General features: G+C 68.4%; 20 protein-coding genes. 5 read left to right on the top strand and 15 right to left on the bottom strand.

Features of this window, described 5'->3' with window-relative positions; translation table 11 throughout:
* Positions 1-2: 2 nt before the first annotated feature.
* From VNE60_08335 to VNE60_08275, 13 genes are all read right to left on the bottom strand, one after another.
* Positions 3-1,133, bottom strand: coding sequence for a quinol:electron acceptor oxidoreductase subunit ActD (locus VNE60_08335; protein ID HVB31512.1), 1,131 nt, complete (start codon positions 1,131-1,133; stop codon positions 3-5).
* On the bottom strand, positions 1,126-2,511 hold the full coding sequence (nrfD, locus tag VNE60_08330; protein ID HVB31511.1) for an NrfD/PsrC family molybdoenzyme membrane anchor subunit: 1,386 nt from the start codon (positions 2,509-2,511) through the stop codon (positions 1,126-1,128). The genes VNE60_08335 and nrfD overlap by 8 nt, the downstream gene beginning before the upstream one ends.
* Positions 2,504-5,467 (bottom strand): hypothetical protein, encoded by a 2,964-nt coding sequence (locus VNE60_08325; protein HVB31510.1) that lies wholly within the window; start codon positions 5,465-5,467, stop codon positions 2,504-2,506. The genes nrfD and VNE60_08325 overlap by 8 nt, the downstream gene beginning before the upstream one ends.
* A gap of 215 nt (positions 5,468-5,682) precedes the next feature.
* On the bottom strand, positions 5,683-6,252 hold the full coding sequence (locus tag VNE60_08320) for a cytochrome c3 family protein (protein HVB31509.1): 570 nt from the start codon (positions 6,250-6,252) through the stop codon (positions 5,683-5,685).
* 125 nt (positions 6,253-6,377) lie between these two features.
* Complete coding sequence (locus VNE60_08315) at positions 6,378-6,581, bottom strand: hypothetical protein (protein ID HVB31508.1); 204 nt, start codon at positions 6,579-6,581, stop codon at positions 6,378-6,380.
* A 63-nt stretch (positions 6,582-6,644) separates the two neighbouring features.
* Positions 6,645-7,094, bottom strand: coding sequence for a cytochrome c (locus VNE60_08310; protein HVB31507.1), 450 nt, complete (start codon positions 7,092-7,094; stop codon positions 6,645-6,647).
* Positions 7,095-7,144: 50 nt separating this feature from the next.
* A complete protein-coding gene (locus tag VNE60_08305; protein ID HVB31506.1) occupies positions 7,145-7,534 on the bottom strand; it encodes a hypothetical protein in 390 nt (129 codons plus the stop codon).
* A gap of 338 nt (positions 7,535-7,872) precedes the next feature.
* A complete protein-coding gene (locus VNE60_08300) occupies positions 7,873-9,297 on the bottom strand; it encodes a sigma-54 dependent transcriptional regulator (protein HVB31505.1) in 1,425 nt (474 codons plus the stop codon).
* Complete coding sequence (locus VNE60_08295; GenBank protein HVB31504.1) at positions 9,294-11,276, bottom strand: ATP-binding protein; 1,983 nt, start codon at positions 11,274-11,276, stop codon at positions 9,294-9,296. Before VNE60_08295 ends, VNE60_08300 begins: the two co-directional genes overlap by 4 nt.
* A gap of 200 nt (positions 11,277-11,476) precedes the next feature.
* Entirely contained in the window at positions 11,477-11,932 is a 456-nt protein-coding gene (locus tag VNE60_08290; GenBank protein HVB31503.1) for a cbb3-type cytochrome c oxidase subunit I, read from the bottom strand.
* An 18-nt stretch (positions 11,933-11,950) separates the two neighbouring features.
* Entirely contained in the window at positions 11,951-13,102 is a 1,152-nt protein-coding gene (locus tag VNE60_08285) for a multicopper oxidase domain-containing protein (GenBank protein ID HVB31502.1), read from the bottom strand.
* Positions 13,103-13,169: 67 nt separating this feature from the next.
* Positions 13,170-13,505: a cupin domain-containing protein gene (locus tag VNE60_08280; protein HVB31501.1), complete on the bottom strand. Its 336-nt coding sequence runs from the start codon at positions 13,503-13,505 to the stop codon at positions 13,170-13,172.
* Complete coding sequence (locus tag VNE60_08275) at positions 13,502-13,705, bottom strand: DUF542 domain-containing protein (GenBank protein HVB31500.1); 204 nt, start codon at positions 13,703-13,705, stop codon at positions 13,502-13,504. Before VNE60_08275 ends, VNE60_08280 begins: the two co-directional genes overlap by 4 nt.
* A 211-nt stretch (positions 13,706-13,916) precedes the next feature.
* Here VNE60_08275 and VNE60_08270 point away from each other — a divergent pair, with 211 nt between their 5' ends.
* The 4 genes from VNE60_08270 (at position 13,917) to VNE60_08255 (ending at position 17,935) form a co-directional block, all read left to right on the top strand.
* Positions 13,917-14,639: a Crp/Fnr family transcriptional regulator gene (locus VNE60_08270; GenBank protein ID HVB31499.1), complete on the top strand. Its 723-nt coding sequence runs from the start codon at positions 13,917-13,919 to the stop codon at positions 14,637-14,639.
* Between the two features lie 172 nt (positions 14,640-14,811).
* Positions 14,812-16,056, top strand: coding sequence for a hypothetical protein (locus VNE60_08265; GenBank protein HVB31498.1), 1,245 nt, complete (start codon positions 14,812-14,814; stop codon positions 16,054-16,056).
* The gene (locus VNE60_08260) at positions 16,053-16,337 is read left to right on the top strand and encodes a DUF2249 domain-containing protein (GenBank protein ID HVB31497.1); all 285 of its coding nucleotides are present in this window, start codon (positions 16,053-16,055) and stop codon (positions 16,335-16,337) included. The genes VNE60_08265 and VNE60_08260 overlap by 4 nt, the downstream gene beginning before the upstream one ends.
* A gap of 98 nt (positions 16,338-16,435) precedes the next feature.
* A complete protein-coding gene (locus tag VNE60_08255) occupies positions 16,436-17,935 on the top strand; it encodes a M20/M25/M40 family metallo-hydrolase (GenBank protein ID HVB31496.1) in 1,500 nt (499 codons plus the stop codon).
* 103 nt (positions 17,936-18,038) lie between these two features.
* Here the strand turns inward: VNE60_08255 and VNE60_08250 are convergent, their stop codons facing one another.
* Positions 18,039-20,474 carry an Ig-like domain-containing protein gene (locus VNE60_08250; protein HVB31495.1) on the bottom strand — a complete coding sequence of 812 codons (2,436 nt, stop codon included), beginning with the start codon at positions 20,472-20,474 and terminating at the stop codon, positions 18,039-18,041.
* A 543-nt stretch (positions 20,475-21,017) separates the two neighbouring features.
* Between VNE60_08250 and VNE60_08245 the strand changes: the two genes are divergently transcribed.
* Positions 21,018-21,866 carry a hypothetical protein gene (locus tag VNE60_08245; protein HVB31494.1) on the top strand — a complete coding sequence of 283 codons (849 nt, stop codon included), beginning with the start codon at positions 21,018-21,020 and terminating at the stop codon, positions 21,864-21,866.
* 29 nt (positions 21,867-21,895) lie between these two features.
* On the opposite strand, the gene VNE60_08240 is transcribed toward VNE60_08245, so the two are convergent.
* On the bottom strand, positions 21,896-23,762 hold a 1,867-nt coding region (locus VNE60_08240), incomplete at its 5' end, for a hypothetical protein (protein HVB31493.1).

The raw sequence follows: 23,762 nt of genomic DNA, 5'->3' as shown, positions 1-23,762 counted from the left end.
GTTCATTTCAGATCCCCCTTCGTCGCGTCCTGCGAGCGTTGGAGCGCCCGGATGTAGCGCACCACGGCCCACCGGTCGTCCTGCGAGATGTCGGCCGCGTAGCCCGGCATGGTGCGGATGCCCTGCGAGATCACCCAGTACAGGAAGCCGTCGGGCGCGGCGCGCATCGGCGCCGACTGCAGATCCACCGGCATCGCATGGTACGTGCTGTCGAGCCACGGCTTGCCCGTTCCGAGGCGATCGTGGCAGACGGCGCAGTGCAGATTGAACATCTCGCGTCCGCGCGTCAGCACCTGCGCCGTGACCGGCAACGGGTTGAAAAGATTCGTTCCCGCCGCGTCGGGCGTCGTATCGACCACCGGCATGTACCCGCGCGCCACGGTCCCGATCGGAGGCAGTTGCATGCCGCGCCCGTTGGCGAAGAACGCGTCCGCCGACTGCGCGTTGAGCTTGGGCTGCACCTGCATGTTGACCATCGGCTTGATCGTGGGAAAGGCACGGATCACCCACGCCGTGCCCACGCCGGCCACCGCACACGCGGCGGCGATCGCGACGCCGGTCCTCGCCCACCACGCCAACCCAGGCTTCGTCTCTTCGGGGACGCGAACCACTTCGATGGACTCGGCGCCCGCCGCGCGCAGCGCGCCGGCGGCCCCTTCCACATCCAGCGTGCCGCCCACCGGAACCAGCACCAGCGCGAACCGGTCGCGCGTGATGCTCGTGATGGCCTTGCTCTCCAGCATCGGGTTGCCGAAGAACGGCAGCTTGTTGAAGGCGAACAGCATCCCGATGCCGGCGGTGAACGTCGACAGCAGGATGGTCGCTTCCACCATCACCAGCACCCAGCCCTGCCACCCGTTGAACGGCTTCCCGCCGGTGCGCAGCGGATACCCTCTGGTGCTGGTCCACCACTCGAACGTGAATGCCGAGATGCACGCCAGGCTCCCGATCAGGAACACCAGGACGCCCAGCTTCGACTTGGGCAGGTCCAGCGCCTCGTCGATCCCGTGCACCGGATAGGGGGTGTACGCCTCCAGCTTGGCGAAGCCCTTGGCCTTGATCTTCGGGATCGCCGCCAGCAGTTCGTCCGCGCTGCCGAACAGCCCCAGCACGCCGAATACGGAATCAGACATGTTCGGCCCCCGCGCGCTGCTTCTGGTAATACACGATGTCGGGCTTCACTTCCCACGCCGCGATGATCGGCAACTTGCGCAGGAACAGCAGCAGAAGCGTCAGGAACAGGCCGATCGAGCCGAAGAGAATGGCGAAGTCGTACCGCGTCGGGAGATAGCTGCCCCACGAAGACGGCAGATAGTCGCGCTGCAACGACAGGATGACGATGGTATACCGCTCCATCCACATGCCGAGCGTCACCCCGGACGACACCAACACCATGACCGGCACGGACCGGCGGAATCTGGGGAACCAGAGCAGCTGCGGCAGCACGCAGTTGAGCGTGATCGTCAGCCAGCCCGCCCACCAGCCCTTGCCGAACACGTAGTTGGCGAAGACGTACCTGACGAAGGTGTCGGAGCTGTACCAGGCCGTGAAGCCCTCCATGAGGTACGCGTACGCCATGACGCAGGACAGGAACAGGACCATCCGGTTCAGGAGGTCCATGTGCCGGGGGGTGACGTAGTTCTCCAACTTCATGGCCGTGCGCACGAACGCGAACACGAGCACGACCCCCGCGAACCCGGAGAAGGCCGCTCCCACCACGAAGTACGGCGGGAAGATCGTCATGTGCCAGCCGGGCACCATCGACACGGCGAAGTCCATCGACACGATGCTGTGCACGCTCAGGGCCAGGACCGTGGTCATGCCAGCCAGCAGGAGGTACCCCTTCTCGTAGTGGACCCACTGCCGGGCATTGCCCACCCACCCCCAGCTGAGCAGCCTGAACACCGCCCGCTTGACCCTGCTCGTGGCGGTGCCGCGCAACGTGGCGAAATCGGGGACCAGCCCCAGATACCAGAACATGAGCGACACGATGAAGTACGTCATCACCGCGAACACGTCCCAGATCAGCGGCGATCGGAAGTTCACCCACATCCCCCGCTGATTGGGGTACGGCAGCAGCCAGTACGGCAACCAGGGCCGGCCGATGTGGATGGCCGGAAAGATCATCGCGCAGACGAACGCGAACACGGTCGTGGCCTCGGCGATGCGGCTGATCGCGTTGCGCCACCGCTGCCGGAACAGATAGAGGATGACCGAGATCAACGTGCCGGCGTGGCCGATGCCCACCCAGAACACGAAGTTGATGATCAGGAAGCCCCAGACCACGGGCACGTTGTTCCCGATCACGCCAATGCCGGTGTACAGCATGTAGCCGATCGCGGCGAAGCCCATGAGCGCCACCAGGCCGGTGATCGTGATGGCGATGTACCAGGATCTGGGCGGGGGCGCCTCGCTCCAGTACCGGACGTGGTCGTCGAGGCCGCCAAGCGAAACGTCGCCTTCGACCAGGGGTGCGATGCGCAGCGATACCGGGAGGGTGGCCTCAGACATGGTCATTCGTCTTCTGCGGTTGGGCCGGATTCTTCAGATCGGCCAGGTAGGTGATCGCCGGCCGCGTTCCCAATTGCTCGAGAACCTTGAACCCGCGGTTGCTCCGGGACAGCATCGAGACGCGGCTGTTCACGTCCTTCAGATCGCCGAACACGATCGCATTGGCCGGGCACGCCACCGCGCACGCCGGCGCGATGTCGCCGTCGCGCACCGGATGGCCTTCGTCCTTGGCCACCTGCACGCCGTTGCGGATGCGCTGCACGCAGAACGTGCACTTCTCCATCACGCCGCGCGGACGGACGGTCACCTCGGGATTGAACGCGAGGTCCAGTGGATCCGTGATGAAACTGGTCAGATCGAAGAAATTGAACCGCCGCACCATGTACGGGCAGTTGGCGGCGCAGTAGCGGACGCCGATGCACCGGTTGTACGCCTGTTCGTTCAAGCCGTCGTCGCTGTGCACCGTGGCGGACACGGGGCAGACGGGCTCGCACGGCGCGTCGTCGCACTGCTGGCACAGCATCGGCACGTGACCCACCTGCGGATTCTCGTCGGCGCCGAGGTAGTACACATCGCCCCGGATCCAGTGCATGGTCCGGCCGCGCGCCACCTGCTCGGGGCCGACCACGGGAATGTTGTTCTCCGACTGGCAGGCGATCTCGCATCCCCCGCACCCCACGCACGCCGACAGGTCGATGGTCATGCCCCACTTGTGATCCGGCCACTCCTGATTCTTGTTCAGGGTCGCCAGCTCCCCCGCGTCGTCGGGCAGCGCGGCCTGCTTCTTGTATTCATCGAGCGACCAGATCCGCACGATGTCGCGGTCGTGCGACGAAAAGTGATGCTGCGTGCGGACCAGCGGCTCGTGGCCGGCCACCCGCGTCACCCGCGCGTTCGGACGGAAGAAGGGCGTCGACCCGTCATCCGCCACGAGGGGAAAGACATTGGCCCCGCGCCCGCCCGCCACGCCGCCCTCCCGGCCATGGCCGAGCACCGCGAACACCGCGCCCTGGGCCTGCCCGGGCTGCACCAGCACGGGAAGACGAACCTTCCGCGCGCCGGCTTCGACCGACACCAGGTCGCCATCCGAGACATTCAACGTCTTGGCATCGGCGCCGGATACCGCCAGATAGTTTCCCCAACAGACCTTCGAGACGGGGTCCGGCAGCTCCTGCAACCAGCCGATGTTGGCGTATCGGCCGTCCCACATCCGGACATCGGGCGCGATGATCAACTCCATGCCGGCGGAGCGCGTCGCGGCGGCCGCCTTCCTGGCCGCATCGGTCACCGCGGCCGCGCGAAGCGTGCGCGGAGGGCGCGCCGTGGCCCCGCGCTGCAGCACCCCGTCATGCACGGCCGCCGCCCAATACTGCTCGAAATTCGCGGGCGTCCCCTTGGCGTAGACCTCGTGTTGCCACCGCGTCATCAGGTACGCGCGGTAGTCGGTGGACGCCGGCCCGCCCAGGGCGTTCGCCCATCCGAGGAGAATCTCCTCGGCCTGCCGCGAGTCGTAGAGCGGCCGGATGAGCGGCTGTTGCAGACTCAGCAGGTCGGTGGACGGTTCGAAGTCGTTCCAGCTCTCCAGCCAGTGGTTGATCGGGAGCACCACGTCGCATCGCCCCGCGGTCTCGTCTTCCTCGAGACCGAGGCGGACCTTCAGCGGCACGTGGGCCAGGGCGGCGTTGAACGCGTCGGCGTCCGCCATGGCATGCGAGGGATTCACATCCCAGAAAACGGCGGCGGCGAAATGGCCCGAGGCCATGTCCCGCGTCACCTGCGCCATCTCCAACGGCGTGGCCACGGATGCCGCATCGGCGGAGTAGGTGGTATCCACGGTATGGCCCTCCGCGCCGAGCATGGTGTTGAGCAGCGCCACCGCCGCGTGCGCTTCCATCGGCAGCGATGGGCCGGCCATGACGAGGCTGCCGGCGCCCGCCGCTGCCAGGTCATCGACGAGCGACGAGAGCGCCGCGGCATCGACCCCGTACTCCTTGGCCAGGGCCTCGATGCTGAACGGCGCGAGCGTATCGCCCGCGAGCCCGGCGGGAACCTTGAGGCCGTGCCTGTCGCGGAGGGCCTTCGCAATCGCGAACGCGATCGGCGCCGCGCCGGACGGCCGGAGCGGAACGCGTACGTCGGCCTTGCTGCCGGTGATGCTCAGGCAGCTCTCGAACGCGTAGAGCCGGTTCATCGGGTCGCCAGGCTTGGCCAGCTTCCGATGTTCCGTGAACCCCGCGATGGCCGGAACGGCGTTCCCGGCGGTGCCGAGAAAATCCGTCTCGAACGCCGCGATCACGGAGGCCCGCTCGATGCGATACTGGGGCACCACGGCGTCGCCGTACAGCGCCGCGGACGCCGTGAGGTCGGCCAGGCCGAGGGCCGGCTCCCACGCCACGTGCTGGAGTCCGGGCAGCGCTTTCCGCAGGTCGTTGAGCACGGCCCGGCGCGTGGGCGAGACCACGGCCGGCGTGAGGAGCAGCACAGGCTTCCCCGAGGCCGCGGCGCTCTTGAGCGCCGGCACGACGCGGGCGTCGGCGTCCTTCCAGCTGGCCGCCTTGCCCGCCACACGGGGCTCGCGGAGGCGCCCGGGATTGTACAGGCCGATGATCTCCGCCTGCGCCCTGAGCGACGTCTTCCCCTTGAAGATGGGATGCTCGTCGTTGCCCTGGATGTGGATGGGCCGCCCTTCACGCGCCTTCACGAGCACGCCGTACGCGATGAGTCCTTCCTGATACGTGCTGGCGTAATAGTTGGCAACACCGGGAATGACCTCGTCGGGCTTCCTGGTGTACGGCACGATCGTGTCCTTGTCCGCCGGCTCGCATCCGACCGTGGCGGCCAGCGCCGCGGAGGCGCCGATCAGGCTCAGGAAGCGCCGACGGGACAGCGGCTCCCGTTCGGAGGGCGGCTCGACGGGCGTGAGGGCGCCCGGCGCGAACTCCGGCCGCTTATCCATGGCGTTTCACCGCGAACGGGTCCGGTTGCACTCGGCGGGCCCGCTCGGCGGACGTCCCCCCGCGCGGGAGACGACCCGGCTTGGCCGGTCGGTTCTTCCACGGAAGCAGGCGGCCGAGTACGGACGCACTCACCAGGACAGCGCCAACGGTCGCGGCGATCTCGACCACAGCTTGGCGGCGACTCCTCACCATCATATCGTGCTCCTCTATCCGATTATCGGTGACAAGCGGTGCAATCCGTCGGTCCCTGCTTGATGGCAGAGGTCGGCGGCAGGTACGGGCGCGGATCCCGATGGCAGGCCAGGCACTGTCCCATCCGCATGTTCATGACGCGGGACACGACGTCCATGTTCTGAACGGCACCGTGGCAGGTCTGGCACTGGACGCCCACGTTCACGTGCGCGCGGTGGTCGAAGTACGCATGGTCCGGCAGGTCATAGACCCGCTTCCACAGCATGGCACGATCCGATGCCAGTCGGGCCACGACATCCTTGGTGATGTAGTTGCTGTCGGGCATCGTGATGAACCGGTGGCAGTTCATGCACGTCTGGACCGCGGGCACGGTGGCGGCGCGGCTGCGATCGGCATTCGTGTGGCAGTACTCGCACGGAATGCGATTCGTGCCGGCATGCACCTTGTGCGAGAACGGGATGGGCTGCGCCGGCGCGTAGCCGAGCACGAAGCGCGCGGGCTGCGTGATCCATCCCACCGTCACCATGGTGCTGACGACGAGGACCACGCCCGCCGGAACGACGACACGCCAGAATCGATCGCGCGGATGCACTTACCGGACCCCCAGACAAGAACGCCACGGACAAGTCGCTGAACACGCGCCGTGGGATGTCCGTCCCCGCGGCGCCGCCATCGGTGAGCACCATCGCCTGTTCACACGTTCCATTTCACGCATCCTCACCGCAGTTCCACCGTTCGCACAACGCCGGCGCCGGCCCGTCTCCGGCCATGCGGCCCGAGCAGCCACGTGCGCCCATGATCCTTCCACCACCGGTGCAGCACCCAGACCAGGACGCCGAGATCGAACGCGAGCGTCGCCAGCACGAGCGTGATCGGTACCACCATGCCCGCCAAGATGATGACCAGCGCTGCGGCTCCCATGTTGGATCTCCTGCCGCCAGGTGTGGCGCGCTGCGGCGTCGTTCGCACGGCGCAGCGCGGTTCCTACTTGTTGGCCTTGAGACTTCTGATGTAGTCGATCACCGCCCACCGGCCGGCCGGCGTCAGCGTGGACCGCGCGCTCGGCATCGGGCCCCGGCCCTCGGTGATCTTCCAGAACAGCGCGCCGTCCGTCTGCGACTGCACGCGATCCGACGTGAGATCCGCCGGATGCACGGGTAGCGACGCCGCGATCTGCCCGTCGCCCCGCCCGTGCTGCCCATGGCACATCTCACAGTTGGCGCGGAACAACCCGCGCCCCCGAGCCACGGCGTCATTGGTTACGGCAACGGGATTCGGCTGATGCGCCGGCTCTTCCGGCGCCACCCACACCGACGCGTTGCTCGATTCCTGCGCCGCCGCCGGCGACGCCGCCAACCCTCCGATCACGGCGAGGACCGTGCACGCGGCCACGCCGCGCGCCGCGAGGGCCGTCATCCTGCGAATGCCAGACATCGATATGCCTCCTCTTGGATGTGACGCCATGCTCCACCAACCGACCATCCTCACAGCTTCGTCGCCGCCCCGGCATCGGCCACCCGAAACGCCGCGTGGATGATCCGCACCAGTTCATCGTCCTCCGGCGCCGCGACGTAACAGAACAGGCCCTGCTCGATCACGAACACATCCGCCGCGGACGAATTCGCGCTGACCGCGATGATCTGCGCCTCCGGGTACATCTCCTTGATCAGCGCGATTTCCAACTGCGCCGCTTCCGGTCGGTGGTCGATGCAATCGACCACCGCAATGCGCGGCCGGATGCGGCGCAATCCCTGCAGCAGACCCGCCCCCGGCAACATGTGAACCACGTCGAACCGGCTTGGCGGAAGGAGCTGCCTGAGCGATGCGCCGAGGTCAGTCGACGGACTGATCACCAACAGGGTTGTGGTGTCCATCGCTTCCTTCCCTCGCGTTGCCGTTGCCGCGATCGCGCATTCAACGGGCGCGATCAACGTCCTCTTAAGCAGGATGCGTGCCGCAGACCGGGACGCAGCATCACCGGCAAGGCGAAGGCACGTAGCACGCGTGACGGCAACGCGTTACGCCCTCTGGCGCGTGGCGGGCCCCGAGCCTCACGCGAGGGGGCAATTCACACGCGCGTGACAGGCGCGGGCCCGACGGCGCGACGCGTCGCGCGGCGCGCGGCGCGCCCTGTACCTAACTGCTTGACTTGGATGGACTTGGTCGGCGGCGCGGGCGTTTCACGCGCGTGTGAATATCCGACGCCCGCGATTCACGCCGGCGCGACGGGCCCGCGATCGGTCGAGGCCCGGAAATCGGAGGGATTGATGCCGTGCTTCTTGAGCAGCCGGTACAGCGTGCCGCGCGGCAGGCGCGCGTGCTCCGCCGCGCCCGCCACGTCGCCGCCCTGCACGCGCAGCAGGTCCTTGAGATAGTCGCGCTCGAACACCGCGCTGTGCTGCTCGCGCAGCGTGAAGTACCCCTGCCCGTTCTGGGCCGGCGGCGTGCTCGCGGCCCCCACCACCTCGTCGGGGAGGTCCTCCACGCGGATCGCCTCGCGGCGGCAGAACACCAACGCGCGCTTGATGACATTCTGCAACTCGCGCACGTTGCCCGGCCAGCGGTAGCCCATGAGCACCTCCACCGCCTCCGGCTCCACGGGCAGCGATTCGCGACCGATTTCCCGCGCGTATCGGTTCACGAAATGCGCGACCAACGGCGCGATGTCGTCCGGCCGTTCGCGCAGCGGCGGGATGTTGATGCGGGCCACGTTGATGCGGTAGTAGAGGTCCGCCCGGAAGGCCTGGCGCTGGACGTCCTGCTCCAGATCGGCCGAACTCGCGGCCACCACCCGGACATCCACATCCAGTTCCTGCGTGCCGCCCACGCGGCGGATCCGGCGTTCCTGGAGCACCCGCAGCAACTTGGCCTGAAGCTTGGCGGGCAGGTGATCGATCTCGTCGAGAAACAGCGTGCCGCCGGCGGCGAATTCCACGAGGCCGAGCCGGCGGCCCACGGCCCCGGTGAACGCCCCACGCTCGTGCCCGAAGAACTCGCTCTCCAGCAGATCCTCGGGGATCGCGCCGCAGTCGATCGGCACCAGATGTCCGGCCGACCGCCGGCTGCGCTGGTGGATGCTGCGCGCCACGAGCTCCTTGCCGGTGCCCGTCTCCCCCGTGATCAACACGTCCACATCGGTGGCCGCCACGCGGTCGATGGTCTCGAACACGGCCCGCATCGCCGCGCTGGAGCCCACGATGTCCCCGAAGGCGTGCCCACGCTCCACCTGGTCGAGCAGCAGTTGATTCTCGTCGCGCAACCGCCGGCCGTCGAGGATGCGCCGCACCGTGGCGCGCAGGTCGTCGGGCATGAACGGCTTCACGATGTAATCGGTGGCGCCCAGCTTCATGCTGTCCACCGCCGTCTCCACCGTGGGATACGCGGTGAGCATCAGCACCGGCAGGTCCGGATCGTGCATGCGGGCGGTGGCCAACAGCTCGATGCCGCTGACGCCCGGCATCCGGACATCGGTGATCAGCAGGTCCCACGACTGGTCCGCCACCTTGGCCGCCGCGCGGTCGCTGTGCGACTCCACCTCGACATCGACGCGGTCCAGGGTGCGCAGGGTATCGCGGCACACCTCCAGCATCCCGATCTCGTCGTCCACCACCAGCACGCGCATGGCCGCGGTCGTCATGCGGCGCCTGCCCGGGCTTCGTCCACGGGCCCGGCCAGCGGGAACCCGAGCAGCACCCGCGTGCCCCGGTCCGGCTCGCTCTCGATCTCGATCGTCCCCTTGTTGCCCCGCACCAACCCCAGGCAGATGGAGAGGCCGAGTCCCGTGCCCTGCCCCTCGGGTTTCGTGGTGAGGAACGGCTCGAAGATCCGCTCGCGAATGTCGGCCGGGATCCCGCTTCCGGTATCCGCCACCACCAGATGAAGCAACCCGCTCTGGTGCGCGGGCCCGCCATCGTTCGCGGATACCGACAGACGGCCTCCCCGTGGCATGGCATCCAACGCATTGACGAACAGATTCAGGAATACCTGCTCCATCTCGCCGGGGTTCACGAGCACCAGCGGCAAACTGCCCGACAGATCTTCCTCCACGGTCACCCCCGCCACCCGTGCGCTCGGCTCCACCATCGCCAGCGACCGGCGCACCACCGTGCGCACATCCACCGGCTTGGCCGGACCAACCGACGGCCGGCAGTACGACAGCAGGCCCTGCGTGATGCGCGCGATCCGGTCGGCGAGGTCCGTGATCTTGACCAGTTCATCGGCGGCATGAGCGGACAGTCCGTCGCGATGGTCCGAGAGCAGGAGCCGGGTCTTGGCGCTGATGATGGCCACCGGATTGTTCACCTCGTGCGCCACGCGTCCGGCCAGTTCGCCCACCGCCACGAGCCGCTCGGAGCGCGCTACCCGCGCCTGGATGCGCTTCTGCTCCGTGATCTCGCGCGCCAGCTGCACCACGTGCGTGATCGCGCCGCGCGCATCCACCAGCGGCGCGGTGGTGAGCAGGAAGGTACGTTCGCCCCGATCGGTGACCGCGTCACCCGCCCCGGCGCGCGCCGGCACGCGCACCTCCCGGATGCGCTGCATGCCGTCGACGAGGAGCTGGGATGCGGAAACGTCCGGACCCGGCGAGTCGTCGCCGCTCGGCGCCAGGAAGGCGCTGCCGAACAGCGCGTCCCAGCGGGGATTGTGCCACATGCCCTGCGCATCGCGGTCGCACACGTAGAGCGCCGTGCCCGTGGTCTCGAGCGCCCGTTCCAGCAACTGGCTCTGCGACAGGGCGCGATCGGCGAGCCGTTCGATCCCGCGCCGCCCGCGCCGCAGCTGATCGGCCACGGTGCTGGCAAAGTACGCCGTGAGGAAGAGCATGCCCACGTGCAGGGCAATGCGGCTGAACACGAACTGGCTGTCGTACGCGGCCTGCGTGGGGGCGCCGCCCGTGACCAGGTTCGGGAGGATGGCGAGCGAATAGTGGGGGATCACCCGGGAGAGCTCGCCCAGCGCCAGCAGCGTGAACAGCGCGCTCGCCGCGGCGGCCACGTAGTAACTCTGCCGGCGCTCGAACACCATGCCGGCAATGATCACGTGAAACGACAGCACCGTGGTGAGCGGATTCTCGATGCCGCCCGAGAAGTGGAGCAACGCCGTGAGGATGACCAGATCGCCGTACGCCTGGACCTTGAGCAGCGGACCCGGGGCCGTGCGCGCACGCAGCAGCGCCGTGTAGGTGACGTTCAGCGCCACCAGCGCCCCGATCGACAGCGCCAACGGACGCCAGAGCGCCGGCGCGAGATAGCCCATCACGTCCACGGAGACGAACACCAGCAGCGTGGCCGTGAGCACCGCCACCCAGCGCATGCGGATGAACCACTCCGCGAACCGGACGTCGCGCTCCTCATCGGTGAGCGGATGCCCCTCCATCCCATCGTCGTCGCCGAGGTCTGCCGAGAAGAGCGATGGCATGCCCCGGAGGACCAGCCAGGCCGCGACCGTCGCCGCGACGAGCGATGTGGCCAGCCCCACCAGGTGATGGAACGCGCCCATATCGGTCGTGGTGGCGCCGGCCAGCCATCGCCGCTCCACCAGCTCGGCGGCCGATACCAGCACCAGCACCACGCCAAAGGCGATCGCCACCGATGCACCGAGGCCGAGGCGCGGCACTATGGGCGCAGGGCGTGGACGGGGTTCGGTGGATCGCGGCGGGCGGCGGAAAATGGGCATTGAGAGCCGCATTCGACACGCGAATCTGATGCGCGCGGAGCGGTGTCGAAAGAGTTAGAAGGGCGCCCGTAGTTCTGGTATCAGGACAACGCCGCCAATTCGTCCGGGAATACCTGACGCGGTGCCCATGCACCTCGCAGTCAGAAGCGCTCGCCGGCGGCTTCGCGCGCCTGGCTCCCCACGGCGCGAATGCGCGACCACATCGTATGGAAGAAGATCGCCAGCCCGGCAATCTGCAGGAACCCACTGCCCACCACGGTCCACCGCAGCCAGCCTCCGCCGGCGACGGTGCGCAGCAGTTCCGCCAGCACGCGGGCCCCGGTGCCCACGGTGACGCACCAGTACGCCGCGCCGGCCAGCGCCGGCCGGTAACGCGCATCGGCGCGCTCCGGCCTGGGAAAGAGCCAGAGCGCCACCCCCATGATCATCATCATCACGAACCCGACGAAGATGGCGTGCGTGTGGGCGCTCACCTCGTACGGGCCCGGGTACTGCTGCCAGATCTCGCGCTGGACGATCATCCAGCCGCCGATGGCCAGCCCCGCCATCAGGAAGCCGATCGCGGTCTTGATATAGCGCCGTACGAGGGAGTGCACCGGCCGCTCAGCGCGCGCTCACGCGTCCACCACCAGAAATCCGACCGCCCCCTTCTGGCCATGGCCGAACGCATGATTCACGAATGGGAATTCACCCGGCACGTCGCACACGAGTTCGAAGCCCATGCCCCCGCCCGCGGCCACCTCGAACGTCTGGACTCCGTGAATGGCGTTGTCCGGCGGCGCTCCGAGGTACACGGTGTCGAACTGCTCCCCCACGACGTGGAATGCGCAGGCATGGGTGGGCCCCGCATTCACCACCCAGAACCGCACGCGATCGCCCACCTTCACATGGATCGGATCGCGGGCATACTGGTCCGGACGCCCGTTGAACGCCACGAGATCGGGCAGCGTGGACAGCATCTTGGTGTAGTCGAACGGCCGCACGCCATTGACCGCGGCCCCCAGGTACATCTCGCCCTCGACGAGCACGAACTCCCTGGCCGGCGGGAGCGGCACGGCGGGCGATACGATGATCGCCCCGTACATACCGGATCCGATATGCATCAGCACCGGCGCCGTGCCGCAATGGTACATGAACGCCCCGGCGTAGCGCGGCTTGAAGCTGAACGTCACCGACTGTCCCTTGGCCACCGACCGGAACGCGACCTTGGGGTTGATCTGCGCCGCGTGGAAATCCATCGAATGGGGCATGTCGGCTTCGTTGGTCAGCGTGACCTCCACCGTGTCGCCCACGCGACAGTGTACGATGGGGCCCGGCGTGTCGCCCTCGAACGTCCACGCCGCCACGACCGTGTCGTCCGACACGCGGATCGGCGCCGCGCGGGCCGTCCAGTGCAGCCGCAGCGTCCGCTCGCCCGACAGCGGCGGCAGCGTGGGGTCGAACCGCTTGTAGGCCACCGACGCCGCCCCGGCGCCCGGCGCCGTCGTCGCCGCCGCTCCCGTATGGAGCGCCGTATCGAGTTTGCTATCGGGATTGGCCGGCGCGCCCGTTCCGCCTGGCGCGGCCGCCGATTCGGTGCCGCCCGACTTGGCGTTTGGCCCGCACGCGGCCAGCGCGGCTCCGAGGCCCGGAAGGGCCAGCGACAGCACCGACGCGCGTTGCAGGAAGGCACGCCGGGTGCTCGACGCCTCGAACGACGAGGCCGCGGTGGAGCGATCGCCGCCCGCCGGCCGGAGGGGAGTGGGACGATCGTTGGATTCGTTCATGCGTAATCCGGGTTGAAGGTCCGAGGTGCCGATCATTGCCAGACTCCGTGCGCAAACGCGCCCCTTCTCAGGAGCCGCCGCCCGGCCGCGGCGCGATGGTGGCGATCACGACGAGCGCCTGCGCGAGCGCCCGCATGCCGTGCCGCTCATCAGGCGCATACGCCACGATGTCGCCAGCGCGCACCGAGCGCTCCCCGTCGGGACCCGACACCAGGCCGGTTCCCGCGATCACCGACAGGATCACCGTCGACGTGCTCGTGTGCGGCGCCACCGATTGGCCGGGCTCGATGCGGAACACGACGAGGCGCGCGCCCGGCGCGTCATGCACGATCGCCGTTGCCGGTCGGTCGGCCCGCGACGCCACGGCTTCGGCCGCCAGGGCCGCCGGATCGTAGATGTTCACGGCGCCGCCATGGCCGAGCGGAGCGCGGCGAGCAACGCATCGAGGTCCACGCCCTCGCGGCTCGCGGCTTCGGCGATCGCATCGCCGCCCCCACAGCAGGTGTCCAGCCCGAAGCGATTGAACACCGCGATCGTGCGCGGATCGCGCGCGATCAACTCGTTCACGGTCCGCCCCGGGTCCAGCGCGGGAGCAGCTTGCATCGTGTGCACCTCAGGCAATGGTTCGGGCTCGCGGTCATCGCGCCCTTCCGGCGAGCGCTTGCGCTCGATACCGCCGGCATGCTTAGCTTTGGTTCCTGATATGCCCGGCATTGAGCGCCCGTGCAAGCTGGCAGCGACGATGCGCCGGTCGCGTGACGGTTGTCACACCCGGCGGATCACCCACCCGCACCGCTGACCCCTCTCCGTGCCCATGGACAATTCCGCAGCGGACATCAGGCAGGTGCTCGAACAGATTCCACTCTTCGCCACGTTCGGCGACCGCGCCCTGGCGCGGCTGGCCTCGCGCTGCGTGGTCCGCACCTACGCCGCCGGCCACGTGCTGTTCTCCACCGGCGAGGCATGCCGCGGTCTGTACGTCGTCGCCTCGGGGCGCGTGAAGATTTATAGAACCAGCCCCACCGGCCGCGAGCAGGTGCTGCAGAGCGAGGGGCCCGGACGTCCGGTGGCGGAACTGCCCCTGTTCGATGAAGGGCCGTACCCGGCGTCGGCGGTGACCGAAGTGGAATCGCGCCTGATCTTCGTGCCCCGCGCTGAATTCGAGGCGCTGTACCGCGAGGATCCCGACGTTGCGCGCGCCGTGATCCACGAATTGGGCAAGCGGCTCCGGCATCTCGTGCACGTCACCGAGACGTTGGCCTTCCGCGACGTCGCCGCCCGCCTCGCCAACTACCTGGTGGAATGCGCCGAGCTGCGTGGCAAGCAGACGCCCGAGGGCCTGGAGATCGTGCTCGACCGCACGCAAGAAGAGTTGTCGTTCGAACTCGGCACGGCGCGCGAATCGGTGTCGCGGGCGTTCAAGCAGCTGTCGCAGAAGGGCGTCATCGAGTTGCTCACCCGCAAGCGGATCCGCATTCCCGACCTGGCGCAGCTGCGAACCCTGGGACGGCCCGGCGAGCGCCCCCACTTCGGCTAGCCGGCTTTGCGACAACCGTCACGCCCGGCGGCCGCCGGCGTGTCCATCATTCGTCCGGACTGAACCCGGGACTGGACGACCTATGCAAGTCGGCGCGCCGCGCAGCACCGCACCACGCGAGTTGACGGCGGAGACTGCGCCGGCCGCTCCCCCTGGCGCGTCGGCACGCCTCGTGGGCGAACATATTGCCGCCGCCGTCCTGTACCTCCTTGCCGGCGCCGTCGGACTCGTCTGGGTGGCGCCCGACCTCGCCACCGGCATGTATCTGGCCCCTCACGTAGCGGGCGTCACGCACCTGTTCACCCTCGGCTGGCTCACGCTCACGATCTTCGGCGCGCTGAATCAGCTGCTGCCCATGGCCCTGGGCGCCCCCATCTATTCGGTGCGCCTGGCTCACGCGGCGTTCTGGGCGCTCGCGCCGGGCATCGGCGTGTTCGCCTATGGGGTGGCGGCCGGTGCGACGCCCTTCCTGGTGACCGGCGTGGTGCTCGTGGCCTCCGGCACGCTGTTGGCCGTGAGCAATGTGGCCGCAACGCTCGCTCGCGGCCGCACGCGCGACGTCACCTGGGCCGCGATGGTCGTCGCCACGGCGTTTCTCACCTCCACCCTGGCGTTCGGCCTCGTGCTGGCCCACAACCTCCACAGCGGATTCATCGCCGCCGCGCGCGTTCGCGTGCTCACGGCGCACCTGCACGTGGCGCTCGTCGGCTGGGTGCTGATCATGATCGTCGGCGTGGCGCACCGCACGCTACCCATGTTCCTGGTCGCGCACGGCGCCGATCGGCGCGGGAGCCGGCGGGCGCTCATCCTGCTCATGTCGGGCGTCCCGACGCTCGCGCTGGGCCTGGTTGGCGAGTGGCCGGTGGCCACGTGGGCCGGCGCGGCGCTGCTCGTCTCCGGCGTCGGAGCGTTCGAGTGGCAGGCGTTCACGTTCTACCGCGTGCGCACGCGGCCATCCCTGAATGTGGGAATGCGCTTCGCGCGCGCGGGCCTGGTGTTCCTGGCTGCCGCCGCCGTGCTGGGTCCCGTGCTGCTCGCGCGCGGCGACACTTACACCCGCCTCGCCACGGCGTATGTGGTCACCGGTCTCCTCGGCGGGCTGGTGCCCTTCGTCACCGGTATTCTGTATGAAATCGTGCCCGCCCTCACGTGGCGGGTGCGGTTCGGCGGCCGTCTGAACCGCGGCCGGATGCCCAAGGTGACCGATCTCTACTCCGCACCGCTCGCGCGATGGCAGCTGATACTATATGTAGCGGGCGTGGTGGTCCTGCTGGCCGGGATCGCGGCCTCCGCGCCGGTGGTGGCGCGCGCCGGCGCCCTGCTCTTCCTGCTCGGCGCGCTCCTGTTCGTCTACCAGATCCTGCGCATGCGCTGGGGAGCCCCCGCCGTGTCCGGATCGTCGCCCCAGCTGCCATGAGTCGCATATACGCCGTCACGCCGAACGGGGAGTACGTCGAGTTTCCGGCCAACGCACCGGTGACGGAGGTGGACGTGCGCGAGGACCTGCGATCGGGACGCGAGCCGCTCTCGAAGATCATGGCCGCCGTCGATGCGTTGCCGAACACCGACGTGCTCCACCTGCGAGCCACGCTCGCGCCCGTGCCGCTCATCGGGATGCTGTCCGAGCGTGGATTCGTGTATCACATGGAAGCACACGACGACGACGACTGGTCGGTGTGGTTCTGGCGCGCGGGCTGACGCCCGGGCATTCGACAGTCTGCCCGGCGGTCTGGCGCACGACGCCCCGGTGGCCGCATACTTCCCCGCCCGCTACCGAACCGGAATCCGAGGTCTCCATGCTCAAGCAGACCGCCGCTTTCGCTCTCATGATCGGCACCGCACTGGCTCCGGCCGGCGCGCAGCAGCCGCCCACGCAGCGATCGGAACTGGCCGAACTGGCCTCGTTCCTGTCCATTCCCAACGTGGCCTCCGACAAGCCGGACATCGCGCGCAACGCCGAGCGGCTCAAAGCGATGTTCGAGCAGCGCGGCTTCCGCATGACGGTGGTCGAGACCCCGGGCTCGCCGGTGCTCCTCGGCGAGCTCGTGCCGGCCGGATCGAAGCCGGCGCGCACGCTCACGTTCTACTTCCATTATGACGGCCAGCCGGTCACGCCGTCGGAGTGGAAGGACTCGGGTCCGTTCCAACCGATCTACCGCGACAAGCCGCTCGAGAACGGCGGCCGCGTGGTCAGCCTGCCGTCCCGCGGACCCATCGATCCCGACTGGCGGCTGTATGCCCGGTCGTCGGCCGACGACAAGGGACCGATCGTCGCCTTCCTCTCCGCCGTGGACCAGGCCCGGGCGGCCGGCCAGCCGATCACGTCCACCATCCGCGTACTCATGGAAGGCGACGAGGAGGCAGGCTCGCCCTCATTGGCCACGGTCGTCACCGAGCACGCCGCCCAGATCCGCAGCGATCTGGTCATCCTCGTGGACGGCCCGCAGCACCCCAGCGGCCGTCCGACGTTCGTGTTCGGCGCCCGCGGCATCATGAGCGCCGAGTTGACCGTATTCGGCGCGCGGCACGACCTGCACAGCGGCAACTATGGGAACTGGGCGCCGAACCCCGCGTTCGAGCTGGCGCGGCTCCTCTCGTCGATGAAGGACAGCACCGGACGCGTGACCATCGCCGGGTTCTACCGCGACGTCGTGCCGCTCACGCCGGACGAGCAGCAGGCGATCGCCGAGATTCCCGACGGCGACTCCACGCTCATGCACCGGTTCGGATTCGCGCGCTCCGAATTCCCCGGCCAGCGTCTCGACGCGCTGGACAACCTGCCCACGCTCAACGTGTCGGGGCTGGGCGCCGGCACGGTGGCCGGCCAGGGCCGCACCGTGATCCCGGCGCAGGCCGTGGCGCGGCTCGATCTCCGGTTCGTGAAGAACGTCACGCCCGACGCGCAATTCGCGCGACTCGCGGCCCACATCCAGGCGCAGGGCTTTCATCTGGTGAGCGGCAACGCGCCCACCGACCGCGAGCGGACCACGTATCCGCTGCTCGCCAAACTCACGCGGATGGGCGGCTATCCGGCCGGCCGCACGCCGCTCACCAGTCCGATCGCGCGGCAGGCCGTGGCGGCGGTGGCCGCCGCCACCCACACCACGCCGGCGCGGCTGCCGTCGCTGGGCGGCTCCACGCCATTCTATTTGTTCTCTGATAATCTGGGCGCGGCCACGGTGGGCATGCCGGTGGTCAACTTCGACGACGACCAGCACGCGCCCAACGAGAACCTGCGGCTCGGCAACTTCTTCGATGCCATGACCGCGATGCGGGCCATCGTGACCATGAAGTAGTGCCCCCCAGGCGTCGCGAGCGCCGGGGGGGAGACGCGACTGCCGGTCCGGGACCACGTCGTCCCGGACCGGCAGTCTGATCGAGTAGCGCGAGCGCCCTATGCTACGGCACCACGTGGACCTCGATCGCCGTCTCCGTCGAGCTCACCACCGTTGCCGTGCCGGTGGCATTGCCGACGGCCGTGATCGCGGCATTGCTGCCGCCCGCGAGGATGAAGCGCAACCGGTAGGTGCCGGCCACGGTCGGATTGAACTGTCCGCCGTACACGAGACGGCCGGCCACGTTCACCTCGGAGCCCATGGCGCCACTCGACAGCGTGGCGACCACGCTGCCCCCCGGCCCACTGAGTTGCTCGATCGTCAGTGTGGGGCCAACCGTGTACAGGAGCGGTACGAAGTCACCCAACGTACCATCGGTGCCCTGGATCTCGTCCGGCGACGAGGCATTGACCACGTACGGCATATTGTAGCCCTGCAGCGTGCCCACGCCCGTGGCCGAGAGCGCAACCTCGAGCCGGATCGGGTGGCCCGCTTTCAGGCTGGCACTGCCGGAGAGGTTATCGCCCCAGTAGGCCGACGCATCGTACTTGGGCTGGCCCGTGCCGTCGATGATCCGCGGCCGCCAGGTGTTCGTCGTGCCCTGGAGATAATAGGTCGTCGCATCCGCGGCGTTTCCGGTCCACCAGAATGCCGCCGACGGGCTGGACGCGGGGATGGCCGCGAGTTCAGCCAGCGCCGCCGCTTCCGCCGTCGTCGGCCGCACGCCCGGATCCGTGGCAACCGCCAACCCCGTCACGCCCGTGCCTTCGGCAAAGACCACCGGCCACGACAGGTTGTTCCCGATCGTTTCCGCCCCGCCACCGCCGCCGCCGCCACCACCGGTGGTGGCGACCGTCACCGGAAGCGTACCGGTCACGCCCTTGGCGATGGCCGTGATGTTCGCGGTCCCTTCCGCCACGCCGGTCACGAGGCCGGTGGAACTGACGGTCGCCACTGCGGTGTTGCTGCTCGCCCACGTGAACGTCACCGAGACGACGATGCCCGTGGCGGTATAGGCCGTCGCGACGAGCTGGGACGTTCCGGCGACGTTGATGCTGCTGCTGCCGGTGATGCTGATCGTCGCCACTTTATTCGTCACGCTCAACGATCCAGCGCCCTGCCTGCCGCCGGCGCTCGCGCTCACCAACGTCCATCCGCTGGCCAGGGCGGTCACCAGACCCGTCTCGGTGACCGTGGCAACGGCGCTGTTGTCCGTCGACCAGGTCACCGTCCTCGACAGCGTGTTGCCCGCGCTGTCGAGGACGGTCGCGGTCAACTGGATCACGTCGCCCACCTCGAGAGCGATGTTCGACGGGCTGATCGTGACGCTCGCCACGCTCGCCGACGAGCCGCCACCGCCATTGCCGCCGGAGGAGGCACCGGTCACACCGAACGTACCGAAGCTGCCAACCGTTGCGCCGACCGTATGCAGCCGGATCCCCGTCTTGTCGCAGTCCAGCCAGCGATCCTGGATCCGATCGCGCTGCTGGATGCGCAACCGCGTCGTATCCATTCCGCTCGGCACGTTGGCCGGGTCGTACTTGATATTCATCGTCGCCGACTTGTTCAGCTGCTGACCCGCCGGCTCGACCTTGTACGCGGTGCCGCTCACGTACGTCTGATCGCCGACGAATGCGGAATCGGCGACCTTCGTGATGACGATATCCGTCAAGGTGTCCAACGCGCCCGCAGGGATCACCAGCTCCGCGTTACCGTCCGCCGAGACGACCGTGCCGCCCAGCGCACCCACCAGCTTGCCGGCGGGCAACTGTACCACGATGCCGAACGTGCCGAACCGGTTGGTCGACGCCACGACATGTTGCGCCTGGAGGCCCTGCTGATCGCAGTCCCTCCACTGGTTCTGCAGCCGATCGCGCTCGCGAATGCGCAACTGCTCCTGGAACACGCCGGTGGGGAGATGCGTCGAGTCATAGCGAATGCGCAACTGGGCCGCCGTTTGCAGCGTCACCCCGGCCGGACTGATCTGGTAGCCCGAGCCCGCCAGATACTGCGGGTCCCCGCCGAACAGAACGTCGTCCACCCGTGTGATCGTGATGTCGATCGGCGTTGCGAGAGCGCCCGCCGGCACATCCAGGATGAGCCCGCCATCCGCGGATATCACGCTGCCGCCCAGGGCCCCGACCACGGTGCCCGAAGGCTGCACCGTCACCGTCGCGGCCGCGCTCTTGCCATCGGCAGTCGCCGTGATCGTCGCGGTACCGAAGGCCACCGCGACCACGTCGCCCGTCGGACTCACCGTCGCGATGGACGCGTCGTTCGACGCCCACGTCACGACGGATGAGGTCGTCTCCCCGCAACTGCACTTCGTCTGCGCGGTGAGACTCACGTGCTCGCCGGCCTTCAGCGTCACCGCTGACTGGTTCAATGCCACCAGCGCCGTCGTATGCACGTGCTGCGGCGTCGCGGGATTGTCGCGGCACGCCACCGCCCACAACCCGACGGCGACAGCCGCGACGATCATGATGCGAAGGTTCTTCATAACTCCTCCCTCTCGTGTGGTACTCGTAGCACACCAACTCATCTTCATGGAATGATTGAAGAGTCGCTGGGTTCGGCAGCCACGTCGATTCGTGGAAAGGGGGTCAAAAGGTGCGGCGTTGCCCGTAAGCACCGGGCGCACGACAAGGGGAGAACGCCCCCTTCCATTTTCGGCACAGCGATACGGGGGTGCGAATCGCCGCGACGACGGCGGGGGAATGCTGACACGCCCATCGCGGATTCCCGCAACGGGCGTGTCGCTGCGAGCGCGTGGTGGCGCGCTGCGAGCGGCGGGAACCGGCGCGACGCGCCGCGGATTCTGTGGTCGCGCAGTACGAGTCCGGCTGGTTCCCCCCTCCCTCCAATGCCGATGCCCGAGTTCCAACGACCTGCGGCGCGCATACTCACACTGGCGCTCGCCACTCTCGCCGCGTGCCGCGGCACCACGATGCCGGCTGCGCGGATCACATCCGGCAAGGTCTTCGCTCTCATGGACCCTGGCGCATCTGCGACCACCTTGCAGACGTATGCGTCGCTGCCTAACGTGGACGGCGTCGCATTCCGGGTCTTGTGGAGCAACCTCGAGCCCACGGCCGGCTCGTACAACTGGGCAGCGTTGGATTCGGCGTTCGCCGTCGTCCGACGGAGCAACAAGAAGCTCACGCTCCACGTCGACCCGAACGCCCTGGGATTGCCGGGATGGCTGGGGCCGCTGGGCGTGGCGACCTATACCTACACCGACCCACACGGATCACAGACCGCCCCCGTGCCGTGGGATGCGGTCTACGTCTCGCGCTACCGCGCCTTCGTGACCGCCCTGGGCGCGCACGTTCAGGCCACCGGCAACGTGGACCTGCTCGAGTCGCTGTCCGACCCGGTGCCGGCGCCCGAGATGACGATCGTCGGCTGCCAGAACGGTCAACTCACCGGCGGCATCACCTACAATCGCAGCCAGTATCTCGCGGCCTGGGACACCACGATCAGCGCGTATGCGAGTGCCTTCCCGGGCATTCGCCTGTTCGTGTCGGCGCCGCTCGGATTCATCTGCCTCGGCGACGGCAACGATGGCCAGGCGTTCTACGCCGACGTGATGCGCTACGCGCTGTCGCTCACGAGCAACGCTGCCGTCTTCGCCGCGGATCTCACCGCGCTGGGCAGCCAGCGGCTCCAGCAGGCCGGCTCCCTGCCGGGACAGACCGCCATCGGCCTACAGACGATCTGGTCGTACACGAACGACCCCACCAATCGCATGCAGGGGACCCTGACCGACGCGGTGTGTCGCGGCTGGAACGCGGGCGCACGCTATTTCGAGATCTACCAACCAGACCTGATCAGCGCCGACGCGGGCGTACAGACGGCCATCGCGAGCGCGCGCACCGGCCAGACCTGCTGAGGCCAACCTCCCGACCGCCAGGCATAACGTCACGCGATGTCGATCACGACGCTCCGCTTGCCCCGCAGGTCGGCGCCGCTCAGCAGCACCCGATCGCTCCGCACGGAACCGATCGTGGCCCGGGTGAGCGCGCGGCCGTCCGGCGGATGCACGTGCACCACGAGATCCGCCGCGTATCGCTCCGGCAGCTCGATCGACACGCGCCATCCGCTTCCGGACGGCTCGGTCACCCACGCGAGCTCACCAAAGCGCGTGGGGCACCGCTCCACGACAATCCGATTCCCGGCCGCGAACCAGTGCTTGGGCGCCGCCTTCTGCAGGTGCACCGCCGGCGTGGCGCCGGGGCGGTCGTGCTCCTCCCAGCAGAGCAGCCACCGCAGCGCCATCGTCGGCTGCAGTTCGCTGTTGATCACCGCCGACCAGGCGTACGGGCTCCCTTCGCCGGGAAAGTTGCCTGGGAGCAGCGCGTCCTCCGGCGCGTACCGACTGCCGGAATCCATGGCGTAGCACAGGTTGCCGTACAGGGCCAGCAGGAACGGACGGTAGTCGTCCTCGCGGATGCGGCCGGCCAGCGTACCATGCTCCATGAAGTTGGACGTGCGCGGATAGTGCCCGTCGATGTTCATGCCCACGAGTTGCTCGCCGGCCAGCGCCCGATGCCTGAAGTGCCCGGCATCCAGCTCGGCGTCGCCCCAGTCGGCGGTCCACCAGTCCATCATGAAACGGTGATTCTCGTAGCTCGACAGGTCCTCCGGCTTTCGCGTCGTGTCGAACGGATGGAAGGGCGTGATCCCGGCCTGCTTCATCGGCTCGTTGCGCGCGTCGAGCGCCGAGCGCAGTGACCGCTCGATCTTGCCGCGCATCTCGGCGGCGAGCGCGCTCGCGTCGGCGCCGTCGTTGGCGAGATCGCGCGCCAGTTGCCCCTTGCCCTGCGCCTTGGCGTCCGCCGCCGCGATCTCCAGCACGCGGCCATGCTCATACAGCCCACGCCATGTCCACACGGCATTCTGGTAGAACCAGGGGTGCGACGCGGGCGTGTCATCCTTGGGGTCGCCCAGGTCCGCCTCCGGCGAGCCCCAGATGAGCCCGTGGCGAGGATCACGCTCCGGATACGTGGCCACCGAATACCGGTAGCGGTCCACCACGAAGCCGATCATGCGCCGCAGCACCGGCAGCCTGCGCTCGAGCGCGTCCAGGTCGCGGCCGTAGTCGTACGCGCGCGCCGAATTCTCCAGGAAGATGCCCGCGTTGAGCGGCGCCTCCACCTGGTCCTGCGTGTTGTACGTGAAGTTGCCGTCCGCAAGTATATATGTATTCAGATAGTGCTCGCCGTACGGCTCCACCTCGGCGGTGAGGTTCCAGAGCTGCTGCGCCCACACGAACTCGTAATGCGCCACCGGGAACAGGGCGTGGCTGCGCTCGGGGATCTTCGTGTAGGCGCCCTCGCCGATCTGATACGTGGGCTCAAGCCCGCGATAGCTGCAACGCGAGAGCACGATGCCGGCGCGCGCCGCGTCGAGGAGCCACGGATCGGGGATGTCCACCCGCATGCGGCGTTCGAAGAACTGCTGCCAGTGGGTCCACAGACCATGGAGCGCGGTGAAGAAGCTCTCGGCGGAGCTGTTCCAGTAGCGGTCCACCCACCGCGAGGCCGGCAACGCCTGACCGGCGTTGGTGTCGCCCGCCGGAATGAGATCGTCGCTTCCTTCCGGCAGCAACGCGCGCACGCGGCCCATCGGCGTCGCGTCCACGCCCGGCGGGAGCAGCGCCATCACTTCGTAGCCTACCTTGAACTTGGGATTCCACACGCCGATGTCCGCCGCCGCCAGGTACCCGCCAAGCAACGTGCGCTTGCTGTAGCCGGGCACGTATTCATACAGGTACTCCGACGGGAGA

Source organism: Gemmatimonadaceae bacterium (genome assembly GCA_035533755.1).
GTDB lineage: Bacteria > Gemmatimonadota > Gemmatimonadetes > Gemmatimonadales > Gemmatimonadaceae > JAGWRI01.
The sequence above is the reverse complement of the archived record's forward strand: the minus strand, read 5'-3'. Positions and strand labels throughout refer to the sequence as shown.

Bases quoted from the DNA above. Each gene is read 5' to 3' on its own strand.
- VNE60_08310 (HVB31507.1), bottom strand. From the start codon at position 7,094: ATGTCTGGCATTCGCAGGATGACGGCCCTCGCGGCGCGCGGCGTGGCC.
- VNE60_08300 (HVB31505.1), bottom strand. From the start codon at position 9,297: ATGACGACCGCGGCCATGCGCGTGCTGGTGGTGGACGACGAGATCGGG.
- VNE60_08260 (HVB31497.1), top strand. From the start codon at position 16,053: ATGAGTCGCATATACGCCGTCACGCCGAACGGGGAGTACGTCGAGTTT.
- VNE60_08250 (HVB31495.1), bottom strand. From the start codon at position 20,474: ATGAAGAACCTTCGCATCATGATCGTCGCGGCTGTCGCCGTCGGGTTG.
- VNE60_08325 (HVB31510.1), bottom strand. From the start codon at position 5,467: ATGGATAAGCGGCCGGAGTTCGCGCCGGGCGCCCTCACGCCCGTCGAG.
- VNE60_08255 (HVB31496.1), top strand. From the start codon at position 16,436: ATGCTCAAGCAGACCGCCGCTTTCGCTCTCATGATCGGCACCGCACTG.
- VNE60_08285 (HVB31502.1), bottom strand. From the start codon at position 13,102: ATGAACGAATCCAACGATCGTCCCACTCCCCTCCGGCCGGCGGGCGGC.
- VNE60_08270 (HVB31499.1), top strand. From the start codon at position 13,917: ATGGACAATTCCGCAGCGGACATCAGGCAGGTGCTCGAACAGATTCCA.
- VNE60_08275 (HVB31500.1), bottom strand. From the start codon at position 13,705: ATGCAAGCTGCTCCCGCGCTGGACCCGGGGCGGACCGTGAACGAGTTG.
- VNE60_08335 (HVB31512.1), bottom strand. From the start codon at position 1,133: ATGTCTGATTCCGTATTCGGCGTGCTGGGGCTGTTCGGCAGCGCGGAC.
- VNE60_08305 (HVB31506.1), bottom strand. From the start codon at position 7,534: ATGGACACCACAACCCTGTTGGTGATCAGTCCGTCGACTGACCTCGGC.
- nrfD (HVB31511.1), bottom strand. From the start codon at position 2,511: ATGTCTGAGGCCACCCTCCCGGTATCGCTGCGCATCGCACCCCTGGTC.
- VNE60_08315 (HVB31508.1), bottom strand. From the start codon at position 6,581: ATGGGAGCCGCAGCGCTGGTCATCATCTTGGCGGGCATGGTGGTACCG.